The 24482-nt window shown below is 47.0% G+C and carries 19 protein-coding genes and 2 pseudogenes; 4 read left to right on the top strand and 17 right to left on the bottom strand.

Going from position 1 to position 24482, the window contains the following annotated elements; genetic code table 11:
- Positions 1–63 precede the first annotated feature (63 nt).
- From ybaK to H6A32_RS04955, 5 genes are all read right to left on the bottom strand, one after another.
- Positions 64–555, bottom strand: a complete 492-nt coding sequence (gene ybaK / locus H6A32_RS04975) for a Cys-tRNA(Pro) deacylase (protein WP_087252375.1) — start codon at positions 553–555, stop codon at positions 64–66.
- Positions 548–1762, bottom strand: coding sequence for a ribonuclease E/G (locus H6A32_RS04970; protein WP_204863864.1), 1215 nt, complete (start codon positions 1760–1762; stop codon positions 548–550). Before H6A32_RS04970 ends, ybaK begins: the two co-directional genes overlap by 8 nt.
- Positions 1762–2463, bottom strand: coding sequence for a TIGR03936 family radical SAM-associated protein (locus tag H6A32_RS04965; protein ID WP_346342246.1), 702 nt, complete (start codon positions 2461–2463; stop codon positions 1762–1764). The genes H6A32_RS04970 and H6A32_RS04965 overlap by 1 nt, the downstream gene beginning before the upstream one ends.
- Positions 2438–4303, bottom strand: a complete 1866-nt coding sequence (locus H6A32_RS04960; protein WP_204863862.1) for a TIGR03960 family B12-binding radical SAM protein — start codon at positions 4301–4303, stop codon at positions 2438–2440. Before H6A32_RS04960 ends, H6A32_RS04965 begins: the two co-directional genes overlap by 26 nt.
- Positions 4304–4911: 608 nt before the next feature.
- Positions 4912–8307, bottom strand: coding sequence for a carboxypeptidase regulatory-like domain-containing protein (locus H6A32_RS04955; protein WP_204863861.1), 3396 nt, complete (start codon positions 8305–8307; stop codon positions 4912–4914).
- A 169-nt stretch (positions 8308–8476) separates the two neighbouring features.
- On the opposite strand from H6A32_RS04955, the gene H6A32_RS04950 reads away from it, so the two are divergent.
- Positions 8477–9034, top strand: a complete 558-nt coding sequence (locus tag H6A32_RS04950) for a hypothetical protein (protein WP_191427378.1) — start codon at positions 8477–8479, stop codon at positions 9032–9034.
- A 298-nt stretch (positions 9035–9332) separates the two neighbouring features.
- On the opposite strand, the gene H6A32_RS04945 is transcribed toward H6A32_RS04950, so the two are convergent.
- The 3 genes from H6A32_RS04945 to H6A32_RS04935 are packed head-to-tail and all read right to left on the bottom strand — an operon-like array spanning position 9333 to position 14132.
- Positions 9333–11141 (bottom strand): hypothetical protein, encoded by a 1809-nt coding sequence (locus H6A32_RS04945; RefSeq protein WP_204863860.1) that lies wholly within the window; start codon positions 11139–11141, stop codon positions 9333–9335.
- Between the two features lies 1 nt (position 11142).
- Positions 11143–13053: a glycosyltransferase family 2 protein gene (locus H6A32_RS04940; protein WP_204863859.1), complete on the bottom strand. Its 1911-nt coding sequence runs from the start codon at positions 13051–13053 to the stop codon at positions 11143–11145.
- Positions 13050–14132 carry a bifunctional glycosyltransferase family 2/GtrA family protein gene (locus tag H6A32_RS04935; RefSeq protein ID WP_204863858.1) on the bottom strand — a complete coding sequence of 361 codons (1083 nt, stop codon included), beginning with the start codon at positions 14130–14132 and terminating at the stop codon, positions 13050–13052. The genes H6A32_RS04940 and H6A32_RS04935 overlap by 4 nt, the downstream gene beginning before the upstream one ends.
- Positions 14133–14337: 205 nt before the next feature.
- On the opposite strand from H6A32_RS04935, the gene H6A32_RS16280 reads away from it, so the two are divergent.
- Both H6A32_RS16280 and H6A32_RS16275 read left to right on the top strand, forming a co-directional pair.
- Complete coding sequence (locus tag H6A32_RS16280; RefSeq protein ID WP_243424857.1) at positions 14338–14589, top strand: hypothetical protein; 252 nt, start codon at positions 14338–14340, stop codon at positions 14587–14589.
- A gap of 25 nt (positions 14590–14614) precedes the next feature.
- A complete protein-coding gene (locus tag H6A32_RS16275; protein WP_243424856.1) occupies positions 14615–14770 on the top strand; it encodes a hypothetical protein in 156 nt (51 codons plus the stop codon).
- Positions 14771–14978: 208 nt separating this feature from the next.
- Here the strand turns inward: H6A32_RS16275 and H6A32_RS04925 are convergent.
- Positions 14979–15398, bottom strand: a pseudogene (locus H6A32_RS04925) (DUF4143 domain-containing protein); the annotation flags it as partial.
- Between the two features lie 262 nt (positions 15399–15660).
- Here H6A32_RS04925 and H6A32_RS04920 point away from each other — a divergent pair.
- Positions 15661–16860, top strand: a complete 1200-nt coding sequence (locus H6A32_RS04920) for an ATP-binding protein (protein WP_204863857.1) — start codon at positions 15661–15663, stop codon at positions 16858–16860.
- A gap of 92 nt (positions 16861–16952) precedes the next feature.
- Here the strand turns inward: H6A32_RS04920 and H6A32_RS04915 are convergent, their stop codons facing one another.
- From H6A32_RS04915 to larB, 8 genes and pseudogenes are all read right to left on the bottom strand, one after another.
- Entirely contained in the window at positions 16953–17315 is a 363-nt protein-coding gene (locus H6A32_RS04915; RefSeq protein ID WP_118636279.1) for a VOC family protein, read from the bottom strand.
- Positions 17316–17377: 62 nt separating this feature from the next.
- Positions 17378–17983, bottom strand: coding sequence for an ABC transporter ATP-binding protein (locus tag H6A32_RS04910; protein WP_204863856.1), 606 nt, complete (start codon positions 17981–17983; stop codon positions 17378–17380).
- Positions 17980–18921 (bottom strand): ATP-binding cassette domain-containing protein, encoded by a 942-nt coding sequence (locus tag H6A32_RS04905; RefSeq protein ID WP_087167864.1) that lies wholly within the window; start codon positions 18919–18921, stop codon positions 17980–17982. Before H6A32_RS04905 ends, H6A32_RS04910 begins: the two co-directional genes overlap by 4 nt.
- An 11-nt stretch (positions 18922–18932) precedes the next feature.
- Entirely contained in the window at positions 18933–19757 is an 825-nt protein-coding gene (locus tag H6A32_RS04900; protein ID WP_243424855.1) for an ABC transporter permease, read from the bottom strand.
- Positions 19754–20703: pseudogene (locus H6A32_RS04895) on the bottom strand (ABC transporter permease). The gene H6A32_RS04900 and the pseudogene H6A32_RS04895 overlap by 4 nt, the downstream one beginning before the upstream one ends.
- Before the next feature lie 80 nt (positions 20704–20783).
- Positions 20784–22400 (bottom strand): ABC transporter substrate-binding protein, encoded by a 1617-nt coding sequence (locus H6A32_RS04890; protein ID WP_204863855.1) that lies wholly within the window; start codon positions 22398–22400, stop codon positions 20784–20786.
- Positions 22400–23710: a nickel pincer cofactor biosynthesis protein LarC gene (gene larC / locus H6A32_RS04885; RefSeq protein ID WP_204863854.1), complete on the bottom strand. Its 1311-nt coding sequence runs from the start codon at positions 23708–23710 to the stop codon at positions 22400–22402. The genes H6A32_RS04890 and larC overlap by 1 nt, the downstream gene beginning before the upstream one ends.
- Positions 23710–24474 (bottom strand): nickel pincer cofactor biosynthesis protein LarB, encoded by a 765-nt coding sequence (gene larB, locus H6A32_RS04880; protein WP_087167861.1) that lies wholly within the window; start codon positions 24472–24474, stop codon positions 23710–23712. The genes larC and larB overlap by 1 nt, the downstream gene beginning before the upstream one ends.
- Positions 24475–24482: the final 8 nt, after the last annotated feature.

Genomic DNA, 24482 nt, shown 5'->3' with positions numbered 1-24482 from the left:
CCTGTCTGCTTCTCCACTATGTACTACTTTACATTGATAAAGTGAAGAATGCAACAAATTTCTTTACTTTTCCTCTTTTCTTATGACATCGCCATAGACAGCACGGGAAGCTGTTTTCAGATCCTCCGGCGACAGTCTCAGCTGCATTCCCAGTTTTCCTCCGCTTACATAAAGTTTTTCCAGCTGCTTTGCATCTTCCTGAATCACGGTTGGAAACTGCTTTTTCATGCCGATGGCGGTACATCCTCCACGGACATATCCTGTGATCGAAGTCAGATTTTTCAACGGGATCATTTCCAGTGATTTTTCTCCTACCACTTTTGCCGCCTTTTTGAAATCAATCTCCTCCTCGATGGGAATGACAAATACATAGTGGGACCCGCTTTTTGCCTGGGTTACCAGCGTCTTATACACTTCTTCATGCGGCAGCGACAGCTGGTCGGCGGTCGCGATACCGTCCTCGAAATTTTCACATTCATACGTCTGATATTCATACGGAATATTCATCCGGTCCAGAATCCGCATGGCATTGGTTTTCAGTTCTTTTTTACTCATCTGTGTGCGCCTTCTTTCTGACTGCCTCATAAAGGGGCGGATGTACTTTTTTTCTTGTAATTTCCATCAGTTCCAGCCGGGTGATGTCAATCACCTCTGTCTTAACCGGGTCTGCTGCTGTCAGCTCCCGCATGGTCCGGATCAGAATTTCCCGGTCTTCCGTCTCTGACAGATTGATAAAATCAATCAGAATGATGCCGGACAGATTCCGAAGCCGGATCTGCCTTGCCGCCTCTTTGGCCGCCTCCAGATTCTGCTTCAGGTAACGCTCATTTTTCCCTGAGACCGCCCGTCCTGTATTGACATCGATTACCGTCAGTGCTTCTGTAGGCTGAATAATCAGGCTTCCGCCCGATTTCAGCCAGACTCTCTGAGAAAGCGCCCTTTCCATTTCCCGCTCCAGACTGTAGAGCTTGACAAGAGGAAACTGCGGATCCGTATACAGCCTGAGACTGTCCAGCGCTTTTGGTTCGGTCTGTTCCAGATAGGATCTGAGACGATCATAAACGTCCGGGAGGTCGGTCACAACCTCTTCCAGCGTATCCCAGCGGACATGGGCAAATCCCGCCTCTTCTCCTGCCGCTCCCGCTTTCAGGCGGGTGAAACAGGTGCGTGTCCTGGCTTTTTCAAGCAGGTCTGCAAGCTCTTTTTCCTGTTTCTGCAACTCTTGGTGCAGTTCCTCCAGAGTCAGCTGAGCCGCTTCCGTACGGAGAATCACGCCAAATGGAGAGCTGTCTGTTTCCTGAAGCCATGCTTTCAGAGCTTCCCGTTCCTTTTTCGGAATCCGGGAGGAAACGCCGGGCATCTGCTTTTTGCGCGATACGGCAGCGTACCGGCCGGTCAGCGAAATATCCGTAGTAAGAGACGGCTTTTTTGCCTTGGATGCTTCCTTTTTCACCTGTACGACCAGTTCATCCCCGACACAGACCGGCTTTTTCCCTGCTTTGGAAGTAAAACAGCCATCTGCTGCCTCCTCCTCACTGCAGTAACACTCCATCCCTGGAAAAATTTCAATAAAAACCGCATGGATATTCGGAATTCTTTTTTTTACCTTTCCAATATAGATATCTCCCGCATGAGCTGTTTTTTCCGGATGCTCATTTTGAGCCGTTTCGTCCGTGCAGAAGATTTCGGCCGTCTTTCCGTCCTCTTCCAGGAAAAAGCAGAGACGATCCATTACGTTTGTTACAAGAACTTTCTGTTTCATTATACGATCTCCGTTCCAAGCGCATCCAGCGGTACCAGTGCTTCATTCTTTCTGGCATAGTTCTCCAGCCGGTGATAACGGTAATCTGCTTCTGCATCCAGATTTGATCCTGTCTGCTTTAAGAGCGCGGACATCACAAGTTCCGGTTTCAGATTTGTGGAACTTCCCGCGCATACTTTCATAAAAATCGACGCGCCCTGCTTTTCCATTTCCAGAATCCATGGACGGATATTGACTTCTTTTTCGCTCTTCTTTGTCTGTTTTACGACCAGAATCTCTTCCTGAGAAAGGAAGTTTTGAATATCCTCTTTAGTGACTTCTTCTGTCTCATCTTTCGGAAGGGCAAGGTAATCAGCCGCCTCGATGATCGCCATACCAGTTGCTTTCTTTTCCTCCGGAATCTGAACGAAGCTTACGACTTCCATTCCTTCTGCCATCACTTCGTTGAGCCTTCTCACCGCCTCTTTGGATGCAACCGGCCCGGTCAGTTCAATGTCAAAATATTCCCCGTCACTTGTCAGTCCGACGCCAAGGGGATTGGCAAAGGACATGATCATATGCGGACTGAATCCCTGGGTAAATGCGATCGGGATCTCTGCCCGGCGCATAGCCTTCTGGAAATACCGCATGACGTCCAGATGACCGATAAATTTCATTACTCCGTATTTTCGGAACTTAATTCTTGCCTTCAAAGCAGACACCTCCCTGATAACACATTGCGCCGCAGGCCGAGCAGCGTTCCCGGCAGTTTGGCGTAACTTCCCCTTTCATGGCACGCTCCCATTCCCGCTTCAGGAATGATTTGCTGACGCCCACATCAATGAAATCCCACGGGAACAGCTCGTCTAGATCCCGTTTGCGCATCGTATAGAATTCCAGATCCACTCCGGTATTGTCAAACGCCTGCATCCATTTTTCATTGTCAAACTCATCGCTCCAGGAATCATAGAGACATCCCAGACGGTACGCTTCCAGAAGTACTTTGCCGGTCCGGCGGTCACCACGGGCAAACACGCCCTCCAGCACCGTCACATCCGCCTCGTGCCAGTTGTATTTGAGGCTCTTCCGGTTTAACTGCTCTTTCATCTCCTGATTCACGACATGAGCCCGGTGGATATAATCTTCCTGCGTAAACATTTCCGCCCACTGGAACGGCGTAAACGGCTTCGGGATAAAGAAGGACGTACTGAATGTAATCTGGCATTTTCCGTTTCTCTGATCCTTCGGAATCTCGTAGTACTTTCTAGCCACCCGATCCGCCAGTCTTGGGATCTCTTTCATATCCTCTTCTGTCTCACCCGGAAGTCCGAGCATAAAGTAGAGTTTGACTTTATTCCAGCCGCCTTCAAAGGCTTTGGAAGCACCGTCCAGAATCATTTCTTCGGTCAGACCTTTATTGATGACATTCCGCATTCGCTGGGATCCGGCTTCCGGCGCGAAGGTCAGACTGCTCTTCTTGATATCCTGTACCTTACCCATCACATCCAGAGAGAAGGAATCGATCCGAAGGGACGGAAGGGAAATATTGATCCCTTTCCCCTTAAATTCCTCGATCAGGAAGGTCACAAGTTCTTTTAACTGAGAATAGTCGCTGGAACTTAACGAGCTTAAAGAAATCTCTTCGTGCCCGGTATTTTTCAGCATCTCATACGCATACTGCTTTAATGTTTCCAGATCTTTTTCTCTGGTTGGACGGTAAATCATTCCCGCCTGGCAGAACCGGCATCCACGGATACATCCTCTCTGAATCTCCAGTACGACACGATCCTGGGTCACTTTGATGAAAGGAACGACTGGTTTTGTCGGATATGGCACCGCGCTCAAATCCATGACAACCTGTTTTTTGATCGTTCTTTTTGCATGGGGATTGTTTGGTTCAAAGGACTTTAATGTTCCATCCTCATGGTATTCGGCATCATAAAACTGTGGAACATAGATTCCTTCGATCTCCGCTGCCATCTCCAAAAATTCTTTTCTTGTTCCGTTCTTTTTCTTGTTTTCCTTATAGGCATCCAGAAGCTCATCATAAACGGTCTCGCCCTCTCCAATGTAAAAAAGGTCAAAAAAGTCAGCCAGCGGCTCTGGATTGACGGCACATGGGCCTCCTCCGATGACAATCGGATCTTCTTCTGTACGATCCTTGCTGAACAGCGGAATACCCGAAAGATCCAGTACCTGCAAAATGTTGGTATAGCACATCTCATACTGAATTGTAATGCCAAGGAAATCAAATTCCCGGACCGGATCCTGGGACTCCAGGGCAAACATCGGAATGTGCTCCTCTCTCATAATCCGGTCCAGGTCGGTCCATGGGGAGTAAACACGCTCACACCACGTATCATCTCTCCTGTTGAACATGTCATATAAGATCTTCATTCCGAGATGAGACTCCCCGATTTCGTAGACGTCCGGGAAGCACATGGCGAAACGGATATCCACCTGGCTCTTATCTTTCATCACCGAGTTGATCTCGTTTCCGATGTAACGGGCCGGTTTCTCGATTTTTAGTAATATTTCATCACTTAATGCTAGTTTTCTCAATTTTTCAACACCTTTTATTGTAAATTTTATACAATTTCCATTTCTCTAATTTAACTACAAGTTACGGTTATCAAGTACGATTATACTTGATCTATTTTAATATACTTTGCTCCATTTTGCACCTTAAATTTTAATCAAAAAATGGCAAATGGCGACAAATTTTCATTTTCCAAATCAATAATATCCGGTCTTCCTGATATTTTGCATCCGCCGTTTTTTTTCGCTGTATCCGTCAGCTCTTTTTTGAAAATCCTCCTTCCCGCATATAAGAGATCGTGAAGTTACGGATGTTCACGTCCCTTTTCATAAAGCACCAAATGTCATTTACAAAAAAACTTCATTATTCATAGTATCCTCCATGGTATCTGCGATGGAGAAATTACGAATCCGTATAAATTGTACTAAAAGGAGAATGCCATGTCAATCTAACGGATCAACATCCAGATACCATTCCATATTGCTGATCCGCCGCTGGTAAAGTTTTTCTGTGGCAACGGCCGTTCCTACTACCTTGACATCTTGTTCCCGGATACCGGCACCCGGTTCCGAAAATTTTCGTAGAAAAAGAGAGGCTCAAGTCAAGCCTCTCTTCTGTGTCAATTTCTGTCCTATTTTGTTTCGTCCATAGGAACTGGAATAGCAGCCATTCTTGCGTTTGCATTCGGCTGGTAGGTAATGTCTTCCGTAAACTGGTTGACATCGGTAATGGTATTCGTTGCTGCATCGTAATCGAATACGTGCCAGTTCACACCTGTTTTTCCTGTCGGTACCGGATACGCTTTGTAAAGCTGTCCGTCCAGGTATACTTCCACGATGGCCCCGGACTGGGACATTGCCGTACTGTCAGAGTTTCCACCATTGGAATAGTCATGAACATAAAAGCTGTATGTTCCGGATTCATTCTTTTGATACAGGCTGGTCGTTTCCGGTCCGTAAGAAGTAATGTCATCCACATCCAGATCTGCAATCCTTACAGAATCTTCGTTATGTCTCTTGTTTCCATAATAAATGTGGAAGTAATCGGATCCGTCTGCAGTTGGTCCCAGCAGATGGGAATCCAGGTCTGACGGGGTTTCTCCCCAGGTCAGTACCACACGCAGGTCTGCGGCTTCCAGGTCTTCCCCGTTCGGATTCATGGCCGCACTCTGCATACCAAGATCCATCGGGAACACAACAATATTCTTTGTTACCGTTACATAACCATCCCGTTCGATGGTTGCGGTGTAGTTGCCGGAAGCCATCTCGATCCGGTAGTCCCCGTATTCGTTTGTTTCTGTTGTCGCAACGACATCGCCGGACGTCTTGTTCCAGCCTCTCCGAAGCGTAAGAGTTGCCTCAGGGATTCCTTCTCCTGTCACTGCATTGGTAATACGGCCCCGTGCAGAACCGGTCACACCCTCATACTGCTCGTCGATCATCAGCAGTACTTCCGTGTAGTTTTCCTTGTCTTTTTCTACCGTTACATCACATTCAAAGCTCTGATATCCGGCTGCTTCCACCTTAATCTTGTACTCTCCTGCCGGAAGGGACAGTTCAAATCCGCCGTCCTGCCCTGCCTGGGTGCTTCCTGCTGCAGTCGTGCTGTCGCCCTGATATGCGGTAATGGTAGCACCTGTAATGGATGTATTCCGGTCTGCTGCGTCAGCCACCCTGCCGACGATCTTTCCGGTTTCCTCTTCATATGTACAGTGGTCTACCCGTGAGAAGTTTTCAAAGTGCCAGTTCGCTTTCAACGGGCTGTTTTCTTTCTTCCAGAATTCCCAGGTATAGCCAATATCCAGCCAGTCACCGATTACGCCTTCATCCAAGGCCGAAAGTTCCCCGTACAGGAAGACGTTTGCATCAATACACATCAGCTCGGTGTTGCGGATCAACAGTTCCCCGCTGGCTTCCGGGCCTGCAGAAACGCCAAAATCAATCAAATCCCAGCGCTTGCAGACTTCCAAAAGTCCGGAAAGGCTCGGCCCGATTTTTGCAGAGCCGGCCAGTGCTTTGAAGTCCACATCTGCTTCCAGGGAATCCACTTTCCGCAAGCGGTTATTTAATACCTGGACGCCGGTTTCACCGTCAATATTGCAGACAACTTCAATCTTGCCGCTGATCTCATACTTGATGCCAATCTGGGCATAAATTGTGACACCAGGGATTCCGGCAATCGGAAGTTTTCCAAGTTCCAGCAATCCGCCATTCGGGATATAATCATCCGGAACATAAGACCCGCCGTCTTTCTTGACCTCATATCCGCCGGTAGCTTCGATTGTCAATGGGAATTTCAAGTAAACATCTTTTATGTTAAATCCGCCCCATCCAAGATCCACATCCGCTTTGTATTTGATTTTCGGGAGGTTAATGGCAACATTACCATACAGTTCCCCTTTTCCGATCTTCTTGTGGATTTTGAAGTTGACTTTTCCTGGTGCTGCAAGGGAACCTTCCACGTCCACAACATTCACCCTGGCTGCTTTTGCCATGGCCGGTGCTGCTTCCGTAAATGTCACGCCCTCTGCCGGAATGAATCCGGACATATCCGCTGTTGCGGTTCCGGATGCAGTAATCTCATCCAGTGTTTCCTGGATATCCGGCTCCGCTGTTTCCACAACAACCGCCCCATCCGTTTTCTGGACAGTGACCGCTTTGTAAGGGGTCTGGTCCGGCAGGATAAAGATGCTGCCCTCTGTTATCATATCCCCGCCGGATGTAAAGGTGATGGTTGTCCCGTCCATCGTATACTCTGCATCTTCCGGGATGATGATAGCATCCTCGTCATAAACCACCTCTCCGGTATTTTCCTCCGGAGTTTCCACGTTTGCGATTTCCCGCACCTTAGAAAGTGCCGCATCTGCTTCTGCCTGTGTCAGTTCCTCTGCTGGACGGAAAGCTTCGTCTGTCAGCTGGAACAGTTCCATTGCAACCGCCGTTTCCACCTCCTGCTTGTAGGTGATGGCTGCTGCATCGGCACACGCGATGTCCTTTACTGGCTGGAATCCCAGTGCCTTCACTGCGGTATAAGCCGCAAACTCACGGTCTGCCGGTGCATCCGGACGGAATTCTGTTCCCATTTCCGGAAGAAGCTGGTTCGCATATGCAAGCAGGATCTGGTTTTTCTTTGCATGGCTGTCGATATCTGTAAACGGCAGTGTTTCGTTGTCATATACCACTTCCGTTTCCGGTGCATTGACCGCTGCCAGCAGTTCATCAATCCATTGTGCCCTTGTCAGTACTGCTCCGGAAGGAGCTACTGTCTCCGGAAGGGAATAGCTGATATCTGCAGTCAGGGTGTATGATTTGTCCCCCAGCGCTACGTCTGCTGCAACCTGCAGTCCGCCCTGTCTGGAATCTGCCGCCTTCACTGGAAGCACACCGATGACGTATGGTCCTACCAGGGCTGCTACTAAGAGCAGGGAAAGAAGACCTTTTCCTTTTTTCTTCCGGATGCAGACGATCAGGATCACGCCTGCTGCTGCCACGCATACGACAATGAAAATGACCGGATTTGCGGAGTCCCCGGTGTCAACGGCATCTGCATCCTCGGAAGAAGGGGTAGCTGTCTTGTCTCCTCCCTTGGATGGGTTTCCGCCATTGTCATTCTGGTCTGGATTTGGGGATGGGTTCTTGTCTCCGCCATTCTGGTTGGATTCTTCCCGATCCCCACTGTCTTGGGATCCGCCGTTGTCCTGTGTTTTTGCTGCTTTCACTGTGTACTGAAGTGCGGTTTCTGAACCCGGTGCCAGCGTTTCCTCTTCTTTGGTCAGTGTGTCCCCCTCTTCCAGGCTGAGGCCTTCTGGAAGGACGCCCTGAATCCGTACCTTGCTGACCGGCTCATTCCCGGTGTTCTGCAAATGCACGGTGACTTCTGCTGAAGTCTTGTCCTTGGAAACTTCTGCTGTGATCTCTGCTGTCACGTCTTCATTGGACTTTGCCAGTGCCACGGTCGGCATACAGGCTGCAGTCATAATGAATGACAGCAAAAGAAGGGGCAGAAATTTCCTGCCTTTTGTTCTCATTCCTAGTTTCCTCCTGTTATTCCATATTGTTAGACAACTACATTCTTAATTATAAATTCCAGCTGACAGGAGTTCAATGGGAGAAAGTTCCAAAAATGGATTCGGAAATTTTACGTTTCTGACAAACTTTGTTATACTATAACAAAAAAGTCAAAGGAGGGATGAATCATTGAAACCACATATCCCAAAACACGATCCCCGCTACCGTAACATCCGTCCGGAGGAGCTGCACAAAAGGACGCTCTATGAAAGTGAGGTGGAAGTGATCCAGAATCTGAAAAAGAACCTGAACGGGACATCCACCGTTGCAGGCTGGTTTGCCTTCTTCATGGGTCTTGCATTTCAGGGGATCAGCCTCTACCTGGTTTCCCTCGGGCAGTCCAGTACAAAAGACGTTGTGGGTCTGGCAGTCGGCACCCTGATCTTCTGGCTGGTGGGTGGACTCACTCTCCACAGCCGGATCCCGAAGCACGCTTCCATCACTCATACCCAATACGGCATCGTTAACGGAAAATGGCCGTCCCCTGCAAGAAGTGGAAACACCAACGGCCGGACCTACTATCTGGATGTAATCTTCCCGGATACCGGCACACGGATCCAGAAAGTGATCTGCAGCTATCAGGACTACAAACGTGCAGAGAGAGGGCAGCAGGTTCTGGCTGTGGTATTCGAGGGGAAACACGGCAGAAACGTGTATGGCTCCATTTTTACCCGACGTAAAAAATGATCTTACTTGGATGATCTTCTGGATATGGACTATTTTCTGAACGAAGATGACCCTTTTGACGACGTATTTGGCGAAGAAGGTTTTTATATACTTTAACCCTATTACCATCTTAATGTCATGTCCACCTCCCACGTTTACCTGATATCTATTTGATAAACGTGGGATTCTTTTTGACCTTCTTAAAAATCGGAATTTCCCATCTTCAAAGCCGAAATTTTTCGTAGAAAATTTAACAGCATAAGCAGGCTGATATTTGCCTATATAGAGTTTTAAACTCTTTGCCCTGGATCACTTAATGCTAATTATCTTTCAGTGGGTATACCCCACTTCTGTTCCACACAGCATTTTCTACATCAGCTGTTCCAGTATGCACCGCACTTTCATCCAGAATGATAAGAACATCGTATTCTTTTTTTATTTCATCCATATTACCCGCATCCAGCCGCTCTGTCACTTCCACATTTGGCGCGTTCAAAAAATATCTGCTCACATAAAAAACTTCACCGTTTGAGACCTGACCTTCGCGGTCAGAAGCTGCAACAAGATATTTCCGTTGATCCTCTTCTTCCTGCCACCGGTCACCCGCCAGTGTTTCCATTCTGCCGGCCAGAGACTGAGAATAGTTACTCTGAATGTAGAGAAGGCCATTGATTTCTGAATACAGAAAATTGACTCCGATCATCATGGTCGCCAGCACCATGTACTGATATCTCAGCTTTGCCGCAGGAGAAGAAAACGCACGATAGGTTCCGTTGCCCTCGATCCGCACGGCAAAAGAATGTTCCATGTCAATGGTCGCCTGCATAAAAAGCAGACCCGCAGCCAGGACCATGATGCTGCACGCATACCGGTCAAATCCGGCCAGGCGAACCGCTTCTTCCTCCGGCATAGAAAAAAGGTAAAGTCCAAGAATCCCTATATGATACAGAATCGCCATAAGGTCAACCACAACCAGCACTCTTCCAAGTTCCCACTGCTTTTTCAGAAAAATCCGGACGAACAGTACAGCCAGGACAGCGGCAATATTACATAGAAAAAATGCCAAAATAGCTCTGTTAGATGTAGAAAACGCAGCTTTTACAAATTCCTCTGTAATCTGTCCGTACTGCTCTTTGGATACCGCTAAGCTTTCTTGTTTTCCAAAAGCCAGCTGGAATTTCTGTTCAATCCCGGAAAACCGACAGCGGACGTAGAGAATCCAGACCACATACGGGATCAGCGCTAAACAAACAGTCATGCATACGGTCACCGCTTTTATCCATGCTGCAATTCCCTTTTTCTTTCCAATGTTCCATATATAGTAGGCAAGAACAAATCCTGCAAACACAATTCCTGTATTTTTGACAATGCATGTAAAGCCAAGAATCAGAGTCGTGCACAACGACGTCTTCCAGAGAGAATCCCGGCTTTGATACACAAAAGCAATCGCTGCCATTGCAAGAAGCGGCAGCAGGAAATCAACAAGGAGGTTGTTGATGCGTATGGTAAAATTCAGATAAGACAAAAGAGAGCATCCCATACCAAGAAAGGAATACAAAAGAAATCGTTGCTTCTCTTTTATAATACCAAACACCGCCAGAAAACAGGAAAACAGAATACTGTTCTGCGCAAGCAGCATCACACCCTGCGCATTTCCAAGGAATTTGCAGACGTAGTAGATAAACACCGCACATCCCGGCGGATAATTTTTAAACGTAACAAGTTGGTTCCCTGCATCTGGCAGTTGATCCGTAATCAGCATGGATTTTACGATCATTGCCCAGTGGGAGAAATTGTCATAATGTTCAAACCGGAATCCCAAAGTCAACACTGTAAATATCAGGATACCGCTGCCAAAGCAGACAGAAAATAAGGTTGGAGCAGGAAATGATACGTTCTTTTCTGCCACATTTTTTATAAAAAAACTAAATCCCAAAAGTCCTGCACCAACCACAAGCCAGGATGAAGGATTCAGCATGCCAGTCAAGGCGCCTGCATACAAAAACAGACTGATTCCCACTGCTGTCACTACAGGAACAAACAGGATGGGAATTTTGCCTTTCCTGTAAACAATAAACAGCCAGCCCCACATGGATGCCAGGAACAAACCCCCTTTGATCAGTTCCATTTTATTGAGCCCCCTTTCTTGCTGAACGGATACGCATGCGAATATTTCTGCAGACATCATCGTACACGGTCATCCACGGATCCATCTCTTTCGGGAGGGAATGCTCTCTGTCATGAATGATCTGCATCCAGTTTTGGAACGATGTTTCCTCTTTTGGAGTCACTGTTGCCGCATAATAAAACGCTTCTGGCGTCTGTTTTACATACACGAATTCCGCCTTCAGCTCTGCATGATAATCATTGGCATGAACAACAATCCGAAACTTCTCTCCCTTTTCCATGGGAATGTATTTATCCAGTAAGAAAGCAATTCCATTTTCTGAGACATCAAAGGTTTCTCCTTCCTGCCAATTCCCGCGAACACAGATTTTTACGTTCTCTTTTGCCATGATTCTTTCAAATTTGCGTTTGGAATCTCTGCCAAGCATAAAAAATACCGCGTAGGTCAGTGCGATTAGATTGTATAAAAGCCAAAATAAGATGACACTGCTGAACAACAGCGCCATTCCGTATTTTCCCTTCACGTAGCGGATAATCGCTGCGATGCTCAATATGATCAACGCTCCATGTGGAAGGATATACCAGAAAGAGGTTGTTTTGTTACTTGTCTTTTTCTTTTCTGTTACCTGAAATGTTTTCTGCTGAATTCCAATAGACTCCAAAAGCACCGGGAATATAAGATAAGGTGCAAGGATCGTGTCTATGATCTGACTCCACCGCATGTTTCTGATATTGGTACTCAGATAGCGCATGGACATGCTGGAGCATAAATGAGATGGAAGCCAGAAAATCATCAGTTCCCAGAAGCCGCATCTCGCCAACTGGAAATCAAATAATGCAAACAGGATCGGAGCCAAAATAAAGATCATTCTGTTAAAGAATGACCACCAGTAAAAATACGCATTGAGATAGGAAAGATTTCCGGCAAGGGATAATTTCCTTGTAAACACAGCATTGGTATTTCGTATACTCTGGATGACACCTCCGGCCCAGCGGATTCTCTGCCGGATCATACTTTTTACCGTTGTGGTAGAAAGTCCGGATGCCAGTACTTTTGACGTCGCATATGTAATGTATCCCGCCTTTTGCAGTCGTATGCTTGTCTCAAAATCTTCTGTAATTGTTCCATATGGAAATCCACCGATTTCTTCCAGCGCTTTTCTTGAGATTACCGTATTACTGCCGGTATAAGCAGCGGAATTGGAAGAGTTTCTTAAAATATTGATCTCTCTCGAGAAAAAATCCTGCTCGTTTGGAATGTCTCTTTCCGAATACAGGTTAAACTGAAATAAATCCTGATTATAAAAACTCTGCGGTGTCTGAATCAGCCCAACTTTTTCTTTGTTCTGCAGAAAATAAGGAACCGTCTCCATAAGAAATTCTTTTCTAGGGATCATGTCCGCATCAAAAGTAGCAATCAGAGGCGAACTTGTCTTTGAAAGTGCGTGATTGTAATTCCCTGCTTTTGCATGCACATTGTCGGCAAGCCCGAGGTATCCCACTCCCAGTTTTTCTGCAAGATCAGCAATCTCCTGTCTGTTTCCGTCATCGCATACGTAAATATGTACTTTGCTTTTGTCCGGATAGGTAAGATAGGTACAGGCATTGATCGTGGTGTACAGCAGTTTCTCAGACTCATTATGCGTGGCAATAAAAATATCTACATCCGGAAACTGTTCCCTCGGTACATCCGGAAATTCCAGTTGTCTTCCTTTAAAGCGCATCTTGCTCGCCATCAGCTCAAATACTCCAAGCGTTGTCACAGCCTCTGCTATAACCAGAAGAATTCCAAAAAAGAGCTGTAAGGGTGTCGTCTTCCACGGCAGTGTAAAGAAAATTCTCCATATCAGATAAATACTGGAAAAACAAAAGGTGAGCGCAAAACATAAAATTCTCTTTTTTTCTAAACTCATTCTCTTACACGCTCCGTTCTCAAAAACACCCAGCTTTTCTGTATTCTGTAAGACACAAAAAATAAAATAGAATCACAGACTATTTTACTGGTTGCAGGGTTGATATGTAAAATCCGGTTCATTCCGAATACACTGACAGCGGATGCTGCTGTAAGAGCATAGCACAAAAGCGCATAGCGCATCAGCGACTGCGATCGGGTTTTGCTTTCAAATACGAGATGCCGATTCATCTTATAATTTGTTCCGGCAGACGCAATTCTTGCCACCACGGTTGCGGCAAAAACTGTGTGTAAACCAAACATCCCGTTTCCGTTCCCTGTCATGTTCAGCATAAGCCAGAATAAACATACATCCAGCAGGGCACATAAAAAGGAAGACAGACCAAACTTGCCAATATTGGAGAAGAGCGCTCCAAGCACTCCGAAGCTGTCACGCACAGGTCGAAAATGCGAGCCGGAATTTCCGTCCTGGTAAATCGTCCGGATCGATTCTGTCCGGATAGGAATCTTATTTTGAATACATGTCAGCAGCATCTGCATCTCATATTCAAACCGGGTGCCGGAAACTTCCAGCATCAGCTCTAAAAGACTTGTATCAAATGCGCGGAAACCTGTCTGCGTGTCTGAGAGCCATCTGCCGCTCATTATCCACAGGAAAAAGGAAGTTGTCCGGTTTCCGATCAAAGAGCGAAAAGGAATATTCCCGCCGCTAAACGCTCTGCTTCCCAGTAGCAAAGTCCCCGGATATCGTTTCATTTTTTCACAGATTGCAACAACATCTTCCACAGCGTGCTGTCCGTCACAGTCCACACATACAATGTGATCGCCCTCTTCCGCCTGCTCTTTTACGTACTGAAACCCTGTTTTTAGCGCTGCTCCTTTTCCTTCGTTTTTGTGATGCGTCAACACCACACAATTTTCCATGTGTTTCAGCGTTTGAAACACTGTCTGATAGTTCTCTCCGGAACCATCATCTATCACCACAATATATGGATTTTGCATTTTTTGAAGTTTTCTAACATAATCACAAAATTCTAATTCCGGCTCCAAAGCCGGTATAATGATATAGGTTTTTTTCATCCCGTTCTCCTTTGTGCCAGGAAAAATCTCCCCGGAGCTTTTTTATCGGCCAAATCATTTCTGCATTTATCAGCTCTTCCAATATATCAAGTCCTGCCCATGAAATCATCTGGAAATTAATGGAAATTAGATATTTAATCACTCTGCGATTTTTTATTTAAATTTGAAATATCAAAAAAATTTCACTTCTCTTATTATTTATGCTATGATAACGAATAAGACTATAAATCAAAAAATCTGGGAGGGAAAAATAAAAGTTGGAATTCTATGTGCGGGCGATGAAGAAGTTGCTCCTTTTTTACCTTTACTAAACAATTGTAAACTAACAGAGAAAGCGATGCTGAAATTTTATGAAGGACAAATTGACGGGTTGGAAGTGGTCACTTTGTTTTCCGGAGTATGCAAGGTCAATGCTGCCATAGCTTCACAGCTTTTGATCGATGTGTTCACTGATTGAATTATCAAAACTTGCTGTTAGAAAAATGAGTCTGGAAGGAAAGGTGATCTGGGGCCGGATGGTGACAGGTGAGTCCTTTATAACGGATGAGGGGCGCCGGGAGATTTGCGATGCATTACCGACACCGCTTCATACAGCGGAACCGAAAACTTTGAAGAAAACTGCGCAAAGGCCTCTGTAATTGCGAAGGATATTACTGTGGCTTTGCTGAAGGAAATAAGAAAGAAATAAAATAATACGCCAGAGGTCAAAGTCCATCTGGCGTATTGCTTATTTCCTGTTTTCCACTGTGCTTTCAGATTCAATTACTCGATACCCTATCACTGCAATGACTTCTGAATTCCTGGTCATATAAATTTCTGTATCGTAGTCATCATTATATTCCCCTTTTATGTCCATTCACCTGCAGTAAGGAAGTCCCGAATATTCCGGTGTTTGATACCGTTGCGGCTCATATCAAGTTCATCCATCGTGACAACATATTTCGGAAAGTTATCCTTTATGGAATCATACACACCGAACTCTCTTCTGACAGTGCTTTCATCTGCCAGCAGATAGGCCACCTGTACATAAAGTTTTTCACCATGTTGATCGCAAACAAAATCAATCTCTTTATCACCCGTTTTTCCAACCGTTACCCTGTATCCACGGCGGAGGAGCTCCATATATACGATGTTCTCAAGAATCCGGTTAATGTCCCTCATATTGCCGCCAAAAACAGCCTCCCTGATACCATAATCCGCAATATAATACTTCTCGTTAGTCGCAAGTATTTGTTTTCCCTGCAAGTCTTCACGCTTTACCTGATAAGCTTCTTTATCTGGTATAATCGATAAAATTATTATCTTTAATCAATTTATCTTTTGTGTCAGTTTGATTTTCTTTTTAATATCCGAAAAAGTAAAATGATCCAGGAAGTTTTTACTGAAATTTCGTAAAAACTATTTATAATTCAATGATTTTTTGGTACATTATAGGTAAAAGTTCAATCAAACGTCAATGGATCCGCTTTAGTAATGATGCCTCAGGATCTGACATTGACTACCGCATTATTATTCCAGGAGGAGAAATATGATAATACGACCGCAATATATGGATATGCTGAAAACTTACCGCGATGTTCCGCTCGTTAAGATACTGGCGGGAATTCGGCGCTGCGGTAAATCCACAATTTTGGAAATGCTTCGGAATGATTTGATGGAAAATGGGATATCCCCGGATCATATCATTAGTATGCGCTATACCTCAGAGGATTTCGATGATAAAATGACCGATAAGGAAATGTATCTTGGAATTAAAAAGCAGATGAATGACGACGGACGTTACTATCTTCTGTTGGATGAGGTACAGGAAATCAACGGATGGGAAAAAGCAGTTAACAGTCTGCTGGAAAATACGAATACTGATATTTATGTGACCGGATCCAATTCGAAACTGATGTCAAGTGAAATATCCACCTATTTAACAGGAAGGTATATTTCTATTCCTGTTTATACGCTGTCTTTCGCAGAATATTTAGATTTTAAGAAATCCGATTCCCGTTCTCCAAAAGAACTGCTGAATGAATATGTAAGATTCGGAGGATTTCCAATTGTGGCACTTGGAAACTTCGATGAGCATTCATCCTATCAGATTGTTGAAGGAATCTATAACTCAGTGATTACAAATGATATAACAAGACGCCATAATATTACGAACTTTGATCTGTTCAACCGTGTTGTGAAGTATATTTTAGAAAATGTCGGCAAGACTTTTTCGGCGAATGCCATAGCAAAGTTTCTGAAAAGCGAGGGACGCTCCCTGTCTGTTGAAGCCGTTTATAACTATCTGAGCTGGCTTGAGAAAGCGTTTGTCATTTACCGATGTCAGCGATATGACTTGCAAGGAAAATCTGTATTGAAAACACAAGAAAAATTCTATTTGGCCGATCCTTCTCTAAAATATTGTATCATGGGATTTAATCCCAAATCAATTGCGACCATGCTGGAAAACATTGTGTACTTTGAATTACGCCGAAGAGGATATCATGTATATATTGGAAAAAATGGAACAAAAGAAATTGATTTTGTTGCAGTCCAAAGAGATGAACGTATTTATGTGCAAGTATGCCGCAGACTGCCTGAAGAATCTGACCGGGAGGTTTCTAACCTGCTTGAAATCAAAGACCATTATCCTAAATATGTGGTAACACTGGACGAACTCGCCACAGGAAATATTAACGGAGTAAAAATTGTTCATTTGGCAGATTTTCTGTTGAGCAGAGAATACTAAAGGGTATGACATTGCATCATACTGAAAAGTGAACATCCGGAGATCATCTGCAAAAGAGATTTCCGGATGTTCACTCTAAAGGGATAATAACTTTACGCCGGAACAATCTCGATCCAGTATCCGTCCGGATCTCCGATAAAATAGATACCCATCTCCGGATTTTCAAACAGGATCACTCCCATTTCTTTATGTTTCCGGTATGCTTCTTCGTAATGATCTGTTGTGAAAGCAAGGTGGAATTCTTCCTCTCCCAGATCGTATTTTTCTGTTCTTTCTTTCAGCCAGGTCAACTCAAGTGTAAAGGAACTCTTGCCGTCTCCGAGGTAAACAAGGATAAAGCTTCCGTCTTCGGCTTCCTTTCTCCTTACCTCTTTCAAACCCAGAGCCTCTTCATAGAATTTCAGGCTCTTTTCCAGATCGAGAACGTTAAAATTAAAATGATTAAATGCGAACATGGTATTTCTCCTTTCTGAATCTACCATACCTGTTTTTTAGAAAAATGTCAATGCATAGAAATCTACGGCAGCGTTTCTATTCTCGTACAGACTTTTTGGAGCAGGGCGTCATCGTGACTTACGATCAGCATTCCCAGATCTCTTTGTTTTCCCTCTTCCAGCAGGAAATTCCAGATCTGCGCCTGGGTGACCAGATCCAGCATGGCCGTAATCTCATCGCAGAGGAGAAAGCGGGTGTCCGGATGCAGAGCCCGGGCAAGGCAGAACCGCTGCAGTTCCCCGCCGGATAATTCCGAAGGATACCGTTTCAGCCACCCTTCTTCAATATGAAGTTCCTTCAAAAGCCGTTCCTCCGGCTTTCCTGCTTCGTTCAAGGTGACACCAAGCTGTAACAATGGATCCACTACCGTTTCCGGATGCTGCCATACCATCTGAACCGGACAGACGCCGCGAAAAGAGGAAAGTGCCTTTCCATTCAGAAGGACCTTCCCCTGCTGCGGCTTTTCATATCCTGCCAGAAGCCTGCACAATGTCGTCTTTCCACGGCCGCTTGGTGCTCTCAGGCCTACGCGCTCTCCGGAAGTAATTGACAGGCTGTAATCCTGCAAAATGCACTCCTGTTTTCTTCTTCGATAGGAAAATGTAAGGTGTTCTGCCTGCAGTATCATTTTGCCTCCTCCTTCCCCGGATACAGACATCGTACCAGTCCGCCCCGGTATGGTTTCAGTGAAATCTGATCTGCCTCCCGGCAAAGTATTGTGCACTTTCTGCACTGCCGCGCAAACGGGCATCCTTTCGCCATTGTTCCCGGATAAGGCTGCGATCCTGGAATCGGATGAAATCCATGTTCCGGCATGGCATGCCATAAGGATTTTGTAAACGGATGCCGGAGTTTTTCTACATCCTTAAAATCTGAAGCATCCGCTTCTTCTATAGTCTCCCCGGCATAAAATACTGCAACCCTGTCCGCAACAGTCAGGGCAAGTTCCAGATCATGTGTGATAAAGAGGATACCGGCTCCTTCCTCAGCCAGCTCCCGAAAATGCCCGAGAATTCTTCCAGCCGCCTTTTTATCCAGTCCCGGTGTGGGCTCGTCGGCAATGATCAGTCTGGGAGATTCGGTTACTGCCGAGGCAATCAGTACCCTGCGTGCCATACCGCCGGAAATTTCAAACGGATACTGCTCCTCGATCTCTTCCTTCAGCTCATACCGCTTCAGCGCAGCCCGGCACCGTTCCCGGATTCCCGCATCTCGTTTTCCTTTTCTGATCTGCGGCCCGATCTTCATCAGTGGATCCAGATACGTGACGCCCTGCGGGATCAGCATAATCTCCCGCCCCCTGAGGGCTTCTGCCCGCTCTTGTGTCAGAGGCCGGCCGTCATATTTCAGTGTTCCACTCATCCGGCTGTTATAAGGCAGGATGCCCAGAATACTGTGAGCCAGCAGACTTTTTCCGGATCCGCTTGCTCCCACTGCGGCGACAATCTGCCCCGGCTCGATCTGCAGTGACAGATCTTTAATTACAGGGAGCTCGCGCTTATGAATGCCGCGTTCGTATTGTATAAACGTAATAGACAAATGGGAAATTTCTAAAATCGGTTCCAAAATATTCCTCCTTACTCATGTGCACTGGCCGGGTTCAGCAGCTTCGCCACCCGTTCTCCAAGCAGGGCAAACAGCATCACGACACAAACCAGCGACAGCCCCGGGAACAGTGCAAGCCACCATCTTCCGGTTGTCAGGTAACGCATGCTTTCTGAAAGGATTACTCCGATGGCAGGCTGCTCCGAAGAGAGACCGAATCCCAGAAAGGTAATACTGGATTCATGCAGAATCGCATGCGGGAACAACAGAATCAGCCCGGTTACAAACTGCGGAAGAAGGTGGGGAATCATATGGTTTTTTACGATCTGCATCTTTGATACGCCCAATTTTGAGGCCGTCAGAATATATGGCGCTTCCCGAAGCTGCAGCACTTCCCCGCGGATAACCCGCGCAAGAGAAGTCCAGTGGCTCAGGGCGACACCGGCAACCACTCCGGTAAATCCCCGCCCGCAGGCGATGGAAATAAGCATCACCAGAAGGATATGCGGGATACCCATCATCAGATCAATCCACCAGGAAATCACTGCATCTGCTGCTCTTCCCAGAACTGCGCAGGCCGTTCCAAGAATCAGGGCAATCAGGGCGCTTACCGCGGCTGTGAGCAGTCCAATCCGGATACTAAGTGACAGCCCCGCCAATGTCCGGGCAAACATATCTCTCCCCATCCAGTCGGTGCCAAATAAGAATTCTCTGGAAGGCGCCAGATTCTTTCTTGCAAAATTTGTCTGGACAGCCTGATCCTTCAGAAGCATTCCCGCTGCGGTGATCAGAATGAGCACTCCGGCCGTCACAATTAGAAACAGGATCGTATTTCTTCTTTGATTCTGTGGTTTCATAACTTTGCGGCCCTCCTTCGGATTTTTGGATCGATGACACCGTAGAGAAGATCCGCTGCCAGATTTCCGGCAAAGACAATCGCCGCCGTAATAACGGTAATGCCAAGAAGCAGCGGAAGGTCACTTCCCAGACCTGCGGTAACCGCCGCCTGTCCAAGCCCCGGATAGGAAAAGACCTGTTCCACCAGAACCGACCCTCCGATGATTTCACTGATGGATGCAAACTGCAGGGTCATGGCAGGAAGCGAGACATTACGCAATCCGTGCCGCAAAAAATGGATGTCTGCGATTCCCCTCTTGCTTTTGCGAAAAGTATATAGTCCGATGACAGGACTTCGATCAGTTTTTCTCTCGTGTGCAGGGCAATGTTCGCTACTCCGGTCATGCTTAGCGTAAGAACCGGGAGAATCCCGTGACGAAGCCGGTCAATGAACGTGACCGAATCCGCCTGAAGTCCCATCGGAACGGCGAGACCTACGGGCAGCCATCCCAGTTCCACCGCAAAGATCATCAGAAGTAAAATGGCAAGCCAGAAAGCCGGCGTACTGGAAATCAAAAGGCAGTATCCCCGGATCACCCGGTCCGGCCATCGATTTCGGTAAGCCCCTGCAAGCATGCCAAGAACCAGTCCAAGGACCCCAGAAAAGATCCAGGTGGCCGCCATCAGCCCCACCGAATTGGCAAGACGCTCTCCTATCACCGTCAGAACCGGCTGACGGTAAAGAAGTGAGGTGCCGAAATCTCCGTGAAGTACGCCGCTCAGCCATCCGAGATACCGCTGTGCCGGAAGCATATCCACGCCCCAGTACGCTTCCAGTTCTGCGATCTGTTCCTGCGTCATGGAGCCAAGCGCAGTCTGACCGACATTGGTCTGCAGCGGATCCAGCGGCGAAGACCACATCAGGAGAAAGGTCAGAAGGCTCACTCCCAGAAGGAGAAGCAGCATCCGGATCAGTTTTTTTCCGGCAAATTTCAGTCGATGTTTCAATGCTATCCGTCCTTTCCTTTCGATCTCGTTTTGATCATCTAACTCCAGCTCCACTGATCGACATTATTCACAATGGACCAACCATGTCCATGAGGGTGGATTTTCTGTTCTGCGACCTGAAGTCCGTCCGCTACCCAGTAGAGATGATCAATATTGACCAGCCATACCCACGGAATATCTCCATCCTGTGTTACTCCGGTAGTGCCGTCCCACTGGGCTTTCTGCCAGAGATCATAAGATACTTCCAGATCACTGGAGGCAAGTGCCTGATCCATATAGACATCCACAGTGGAGTTGGAATACGGAGAATACTGCGCCAGTCCGGTGTCTCCAATTGTATGGTAAATATTATAAAGCTCCATCGGCGTATGCGCGCCCCATCCCCAGATCAACGGATCGGACTGTGCCCGGTCATAAGCTGTATCCCAGCCGACACCTTCCAGCGTACAGGAAATTCCAAGTTCCTTCAGCTGTTCGGCAAAATCAGCCGCCAGCGCCTGGCGCACTGAATCTCCGGTTGCATAGAGCAGATTTAATTCTGCCTTGACACCGTCTTTTTCCCGGATTCCGTCTTCTCCTGTCTTCCATCCTGCTTCGTCCAGAAGTGATTTGGCTTTCTCCGGATCATAAGTGACTTCCGATGCGGAATTATACCACGGCATTTGGTCACAGACACTATACGCCGGGGATCCGTAACCGTTCAGGACATGATCGATCATTTCCTGACGGTCCACACCAATATTGATGGCACGGCGTACCTGTACATCGGTAGTAAAATCATTTCCGATCGTCTCTCCGGATTCTGTCGTCTGCTCCGGGACAGCCGGAAGATTGAATCCTCTGTTATCCACGCTTTCATATGCGGCAAGGGAATAGCCTTCCACAGTCTGATCGGAGTAAGTCGCAGAAGTATAGGCAAGGTCTACTTCTCCGGCCTGAGCAGCCAGAAATGCCGCGTCCTCTTCCATAAATACAATCGTTACCCTCTGCATATTTGGCTGTTCGCCATAATAGTCCGGATTAGCATCCAGAATGACCTGCTGTCCCTTATCCCACTGTTTCAAGATATATCTGCCGGAACCGATCGGATTAGAACCATAGGAAGCGCTGCCATATGCATGTTCCGGAACGATTCCCACAACAGCCATAGTGTAAGGCCAGATGGAAAACGGCCGTGTCATATGGAAAACAACTGTTGTATCATCCAGAGCCTCTGCATGATCCAGCATGGTAAAATCATTGACGGAACTGGCTTCTTTCACTGTATTATAAGTAAATGCCACATCTCTGGCTGTCAGCGGTTCTCCATCGGTAAACTTTACATCATCCCGGATATGAACAGTCCAGAGCAGTCCGTCCTCACTGACAGAATAATCTGTAGCCAGATCATAATCGATGGTCAGATTCGTATTTGTGACCGTCAGCGTGCTCTGGATCAACGGTTCATGCACATGCTCTCCCGCTCCCCAGCCAAAAGCAGGATCAAATCCGGCTTCCGGCTCCGAGTTGGGATCCATGGCAATCACAACGGAAGAACGATTCTCTGAGGTATTCGACCGGGATTCAGAGGAGGACCCACCGCATCCTGCCATCAGGGAAAGCACTAGCAAACAGGCAAGGAGGGCCGCCGGTTTTCGTTTTACATTGCTTCTCATTATTCTGCATCCTTTCCATGTTCATTTTGCATAGAAGCAAACACTTCCTCCCGTACCTGTTCGCAGGAAATCTGGTGTACTCTTGCAAGCCTGGATACATCGTCAAATTCCGGTTTCATATGAGTCACGCCATATCCACTGGCTTTTTTGACTCTCACCGTCCCCCATTTGGTCTCCACTTCGCTGATTTCCGGCTTCAGAAAGTACTTCCGGCATCTGCGGATCCGAAGCCCATTTGTAGTTGTCTGCGCCAGGATATGCCGTGCCATCTCTTCTTCCTTTTCTGGATCACAGAGAACTGTCAGAACATGTCCTGATCTTCCTTTTTTCATGGTTCCCGCAACCGTATAGACATCCAGTGCACCAAGCTCCAGAAGTCTTGTGCAGGCAAAGGCAAGGGTTTCCGGCGTCATATCGTCAATATTGCATACCAGTTCCGTAATCATGGAGCCGCCCTCTTCCTCTGTTTCTCCCAGAAAGGCACGGACGCAGTTTGCCTGTTCAAACTGTTTGGTGCCGATTCCGATTCCCGTTTTCGCGATTTTCATCATCGGCATTTCCGCAAATTGATCCGCAAAATGTGTCAGAAGCGCTGCTCCGGTCGGGGTACAAAGCTCACCCTGAACCGTTCCTGCATAGACCGGAACACCTGCAAGCAGATTCGCCGTAGCAGGAGCCGGAACCGGCATAATGCCGTGGGCACAACGCACCGTTCCCTTTCCTACATGTACAGGCGATACAATCACCTTGTCCAGATGAAGCAGGAACATGGCGTAGCAGACACCTGCCACATCCGCCACTGCATCCAGAGCACCCACTTCATGAAAATGGATTTCCTCCACCGGACAGCCATGTGCTTTGGATTCCGCGTCCGCAATAGCAGAATAAACGGATTTTGCGTGATTCTTAACCTCTGCCGGAAGTTCCAGATGTTCAATCAGGTCCGCAATATATCCCGGAGCTGCGTGGTGGTGAGAATGTCCATGATGATGGTCGTGGCTGTGATGATGGTCATCGTGGTGATGCTCCTCATGATGGTGTTCCCCGTCATGTTCATGATGATGTTCGTGACCATGATGATCATGACCTCCGACAGCTTCTTCTTCTCCGTGCACTATTACTTTCATGTGAGTTCCGCTGATACCGCAGGTGGATCCATTTTCAGCTTCCACCCGGACATCCGACAGCCCCAGATGATTCATTGTGTGCAGAAATGTTTCTTTCTCTTTATCCTCCAGAAGTTCGTATAATGCAGCCATCAGCATATCTCCGGCTGCTCCCATATTACATTCGATATAAAGTGTTCTCATTACTCTTCCTCCAATCCTTCCATCTGATTGATTCTGCTGGCAAGATATCCTGCTCCGAATCCATTATCAATGTTGACGACGCTGCACCCGGAAGCACAGGAATTCAGCATGGACAACAGCGCAGATAATCCCCCAAAGCTGGCTCCATACCCGACGCTGGTCGGCACCGCAATCACCGGACAGTCCACCAATCCACCGATGACAGACGCCAGAGCACCTTCCATTCCCGCCACGGCAACAATGCATCTGGCGCTCATCAGGTCGTCCAGATGGGATAACAGCCTGTGAAGGCCTGCCACCCCAACGTCATACAGGCGGACAACATGATTTCCCAGGACTTCCGCGGTCAGAGCCGCTTCTTCTGCCACCGGGATATCGCTGGTTCCTCCGGTTGCGACAACGATACGCCCCCTCTTTTTATGTTCCGCCGGATAGGCAATGGCAAGCCTTGCATCCGCATGGTAATCAAGGGGAATCGAATCCGGAAGCTGATTTACGGTTTCCTGGCTGACTCGGGTAATCAGGATGTTCCGGCATCCCCGGTTTCCCATAGCCTGAACGATCCCTGCGATCTGCTCCGGTGTTTTGCCTGCCCCGTAAATGACTTCTGCCGCGCCCTGACGGACACTGCGGTGCAGATCGATTTTGGCATAGTCCAGATCTTCAAATGGTGCTTCTTTTAACTGTAATAATGCCTGCTCCGGTTCAGTTGTGCCGTCTGCCACACTCCGAAGCAACTGTAAAATATCATATTTATTATCCATAATGCTCT

Origin of the sequence: Drancourtella massiliensis, assembly GCF_016900655.1 — a bacterium.
In the GTDB taxonomy this organism is placed as follows: domain Bacteria; phylum Bacillota; class Clostridia; order Lachnospirales; family Lachnospiraceae; genus Sellimonas; species Sellimonas catena.
This window is presented reverse-complemented; position numbering and strand designations above follow the sequence as displayed.

Excerpts from the sequence above, each read along its gene's own strand:
- H6A32_RS04970 (WP_204863864.1), bottom strand. The coding sequence starts at position 1,762 with ATGAAACAGAAAGTTCTTGTAACAAACGTAATGGATCGTCTCTGCTTT.
- H6A32_RS04910 (WP_204863856.1), bottom strand. The coding sequence starts at position 17,983 with ATGATACTGCAGGCAGAACACCTTACATTTTCCTATCGAAGAAGAAAA.
- H6A32_RS04890 (WP_204863855.1), bottom strand. The coding sequence starts at position 22,400 with ATGAGAAGCAATGTAAAACGAAAACCGGCGGCCCTCCTTGCCTGTTTG.
- H6A32_RS04935 (WP_204863858.1), bottom strand. The coding sequence starts at position 14,132 with ATGAAAAAAACCTATATCATTATACCGGCTTTGGAGCCGGAATTAGAA.
- ybaK (WP_087252375.1), bottom strand. The coding sequence starts at position 555 with ATGAGTAAAAAAGAACTGAAAACCAATGCCATGCGGATTCTGGACCGG.
- H6A32_RS04915 (WP_118636279.1), bottom strand. The coding sequence starts at position 17,315 with ATGTTCGCATTTAATCATTTTAATTTTAACGTTCTCGATCTGGAAAAG.
- H6A32_RS04955 (WP_204863861.1), bottom strand. The coding sequence starts at position 8,307 with ATGAGAACAAAAGGCAGGAAATTTCTGCCCCTTCTTTTGCTGTCATTC.
- larC (WP_204863854.1), bottom strand. The coding sequence starts at position 23,710 with ATGAGAACACTTTATATCGAATGTAATATGGGAGCAGCCGGAGATATG.
- H6A32_RS16280 (WP_243424857.1), top strand. The coding sequence starts at position 14,338 with ATGATAACGAATAAGACTATAAATCAAAAAATCTGGGAGGGAAAAATA.
- larB (WP_087167861.1), bottom strand. The coding sequence starts at position 24,474 with ATGGATAATAAATATGATATTTTACAGTTGCTTCGGAGTGTGGCAGAC.
- H6A32_RS04945 (WP_204863860.1), bottom strand. The coding sequence starts at position 11,141 with ATGGAACTGATCAAAGGGGGTTTGTTCCTGGCATCCATGTGGGGCTGG.
- H6A32_RS04920 (WP_204863857.1), top strand. The coding sequence starts at position 15,661 with ATGATAATACGACCGCAATATATGGATATGCTGAAAACTTACCGCGAT.
- H6A32_RS04900 (WP_243424855.1), bottom strand. The coding sequence starts at position 19,757 with ATGAAACCACAGAATCAAAGAAGAAATACGATCCTGTTTCTAATTGTG.
- H6A32_RS04940 (WP_204863859.1), bottom strand. The coding sequence starts at position 13,053 with ATGAGTTTAGAAAAAAAGAGAATTTTATGTTTTGCGCTCACCTTTTGT.
- H6A32_RS16275 (WP_243424856.1), top strand. The coding sequence starts at position 14,615 with ATGAGTCTGGAAGGAAAGGTGATCTGGGGCCGGATGGTGACAGGTGAG.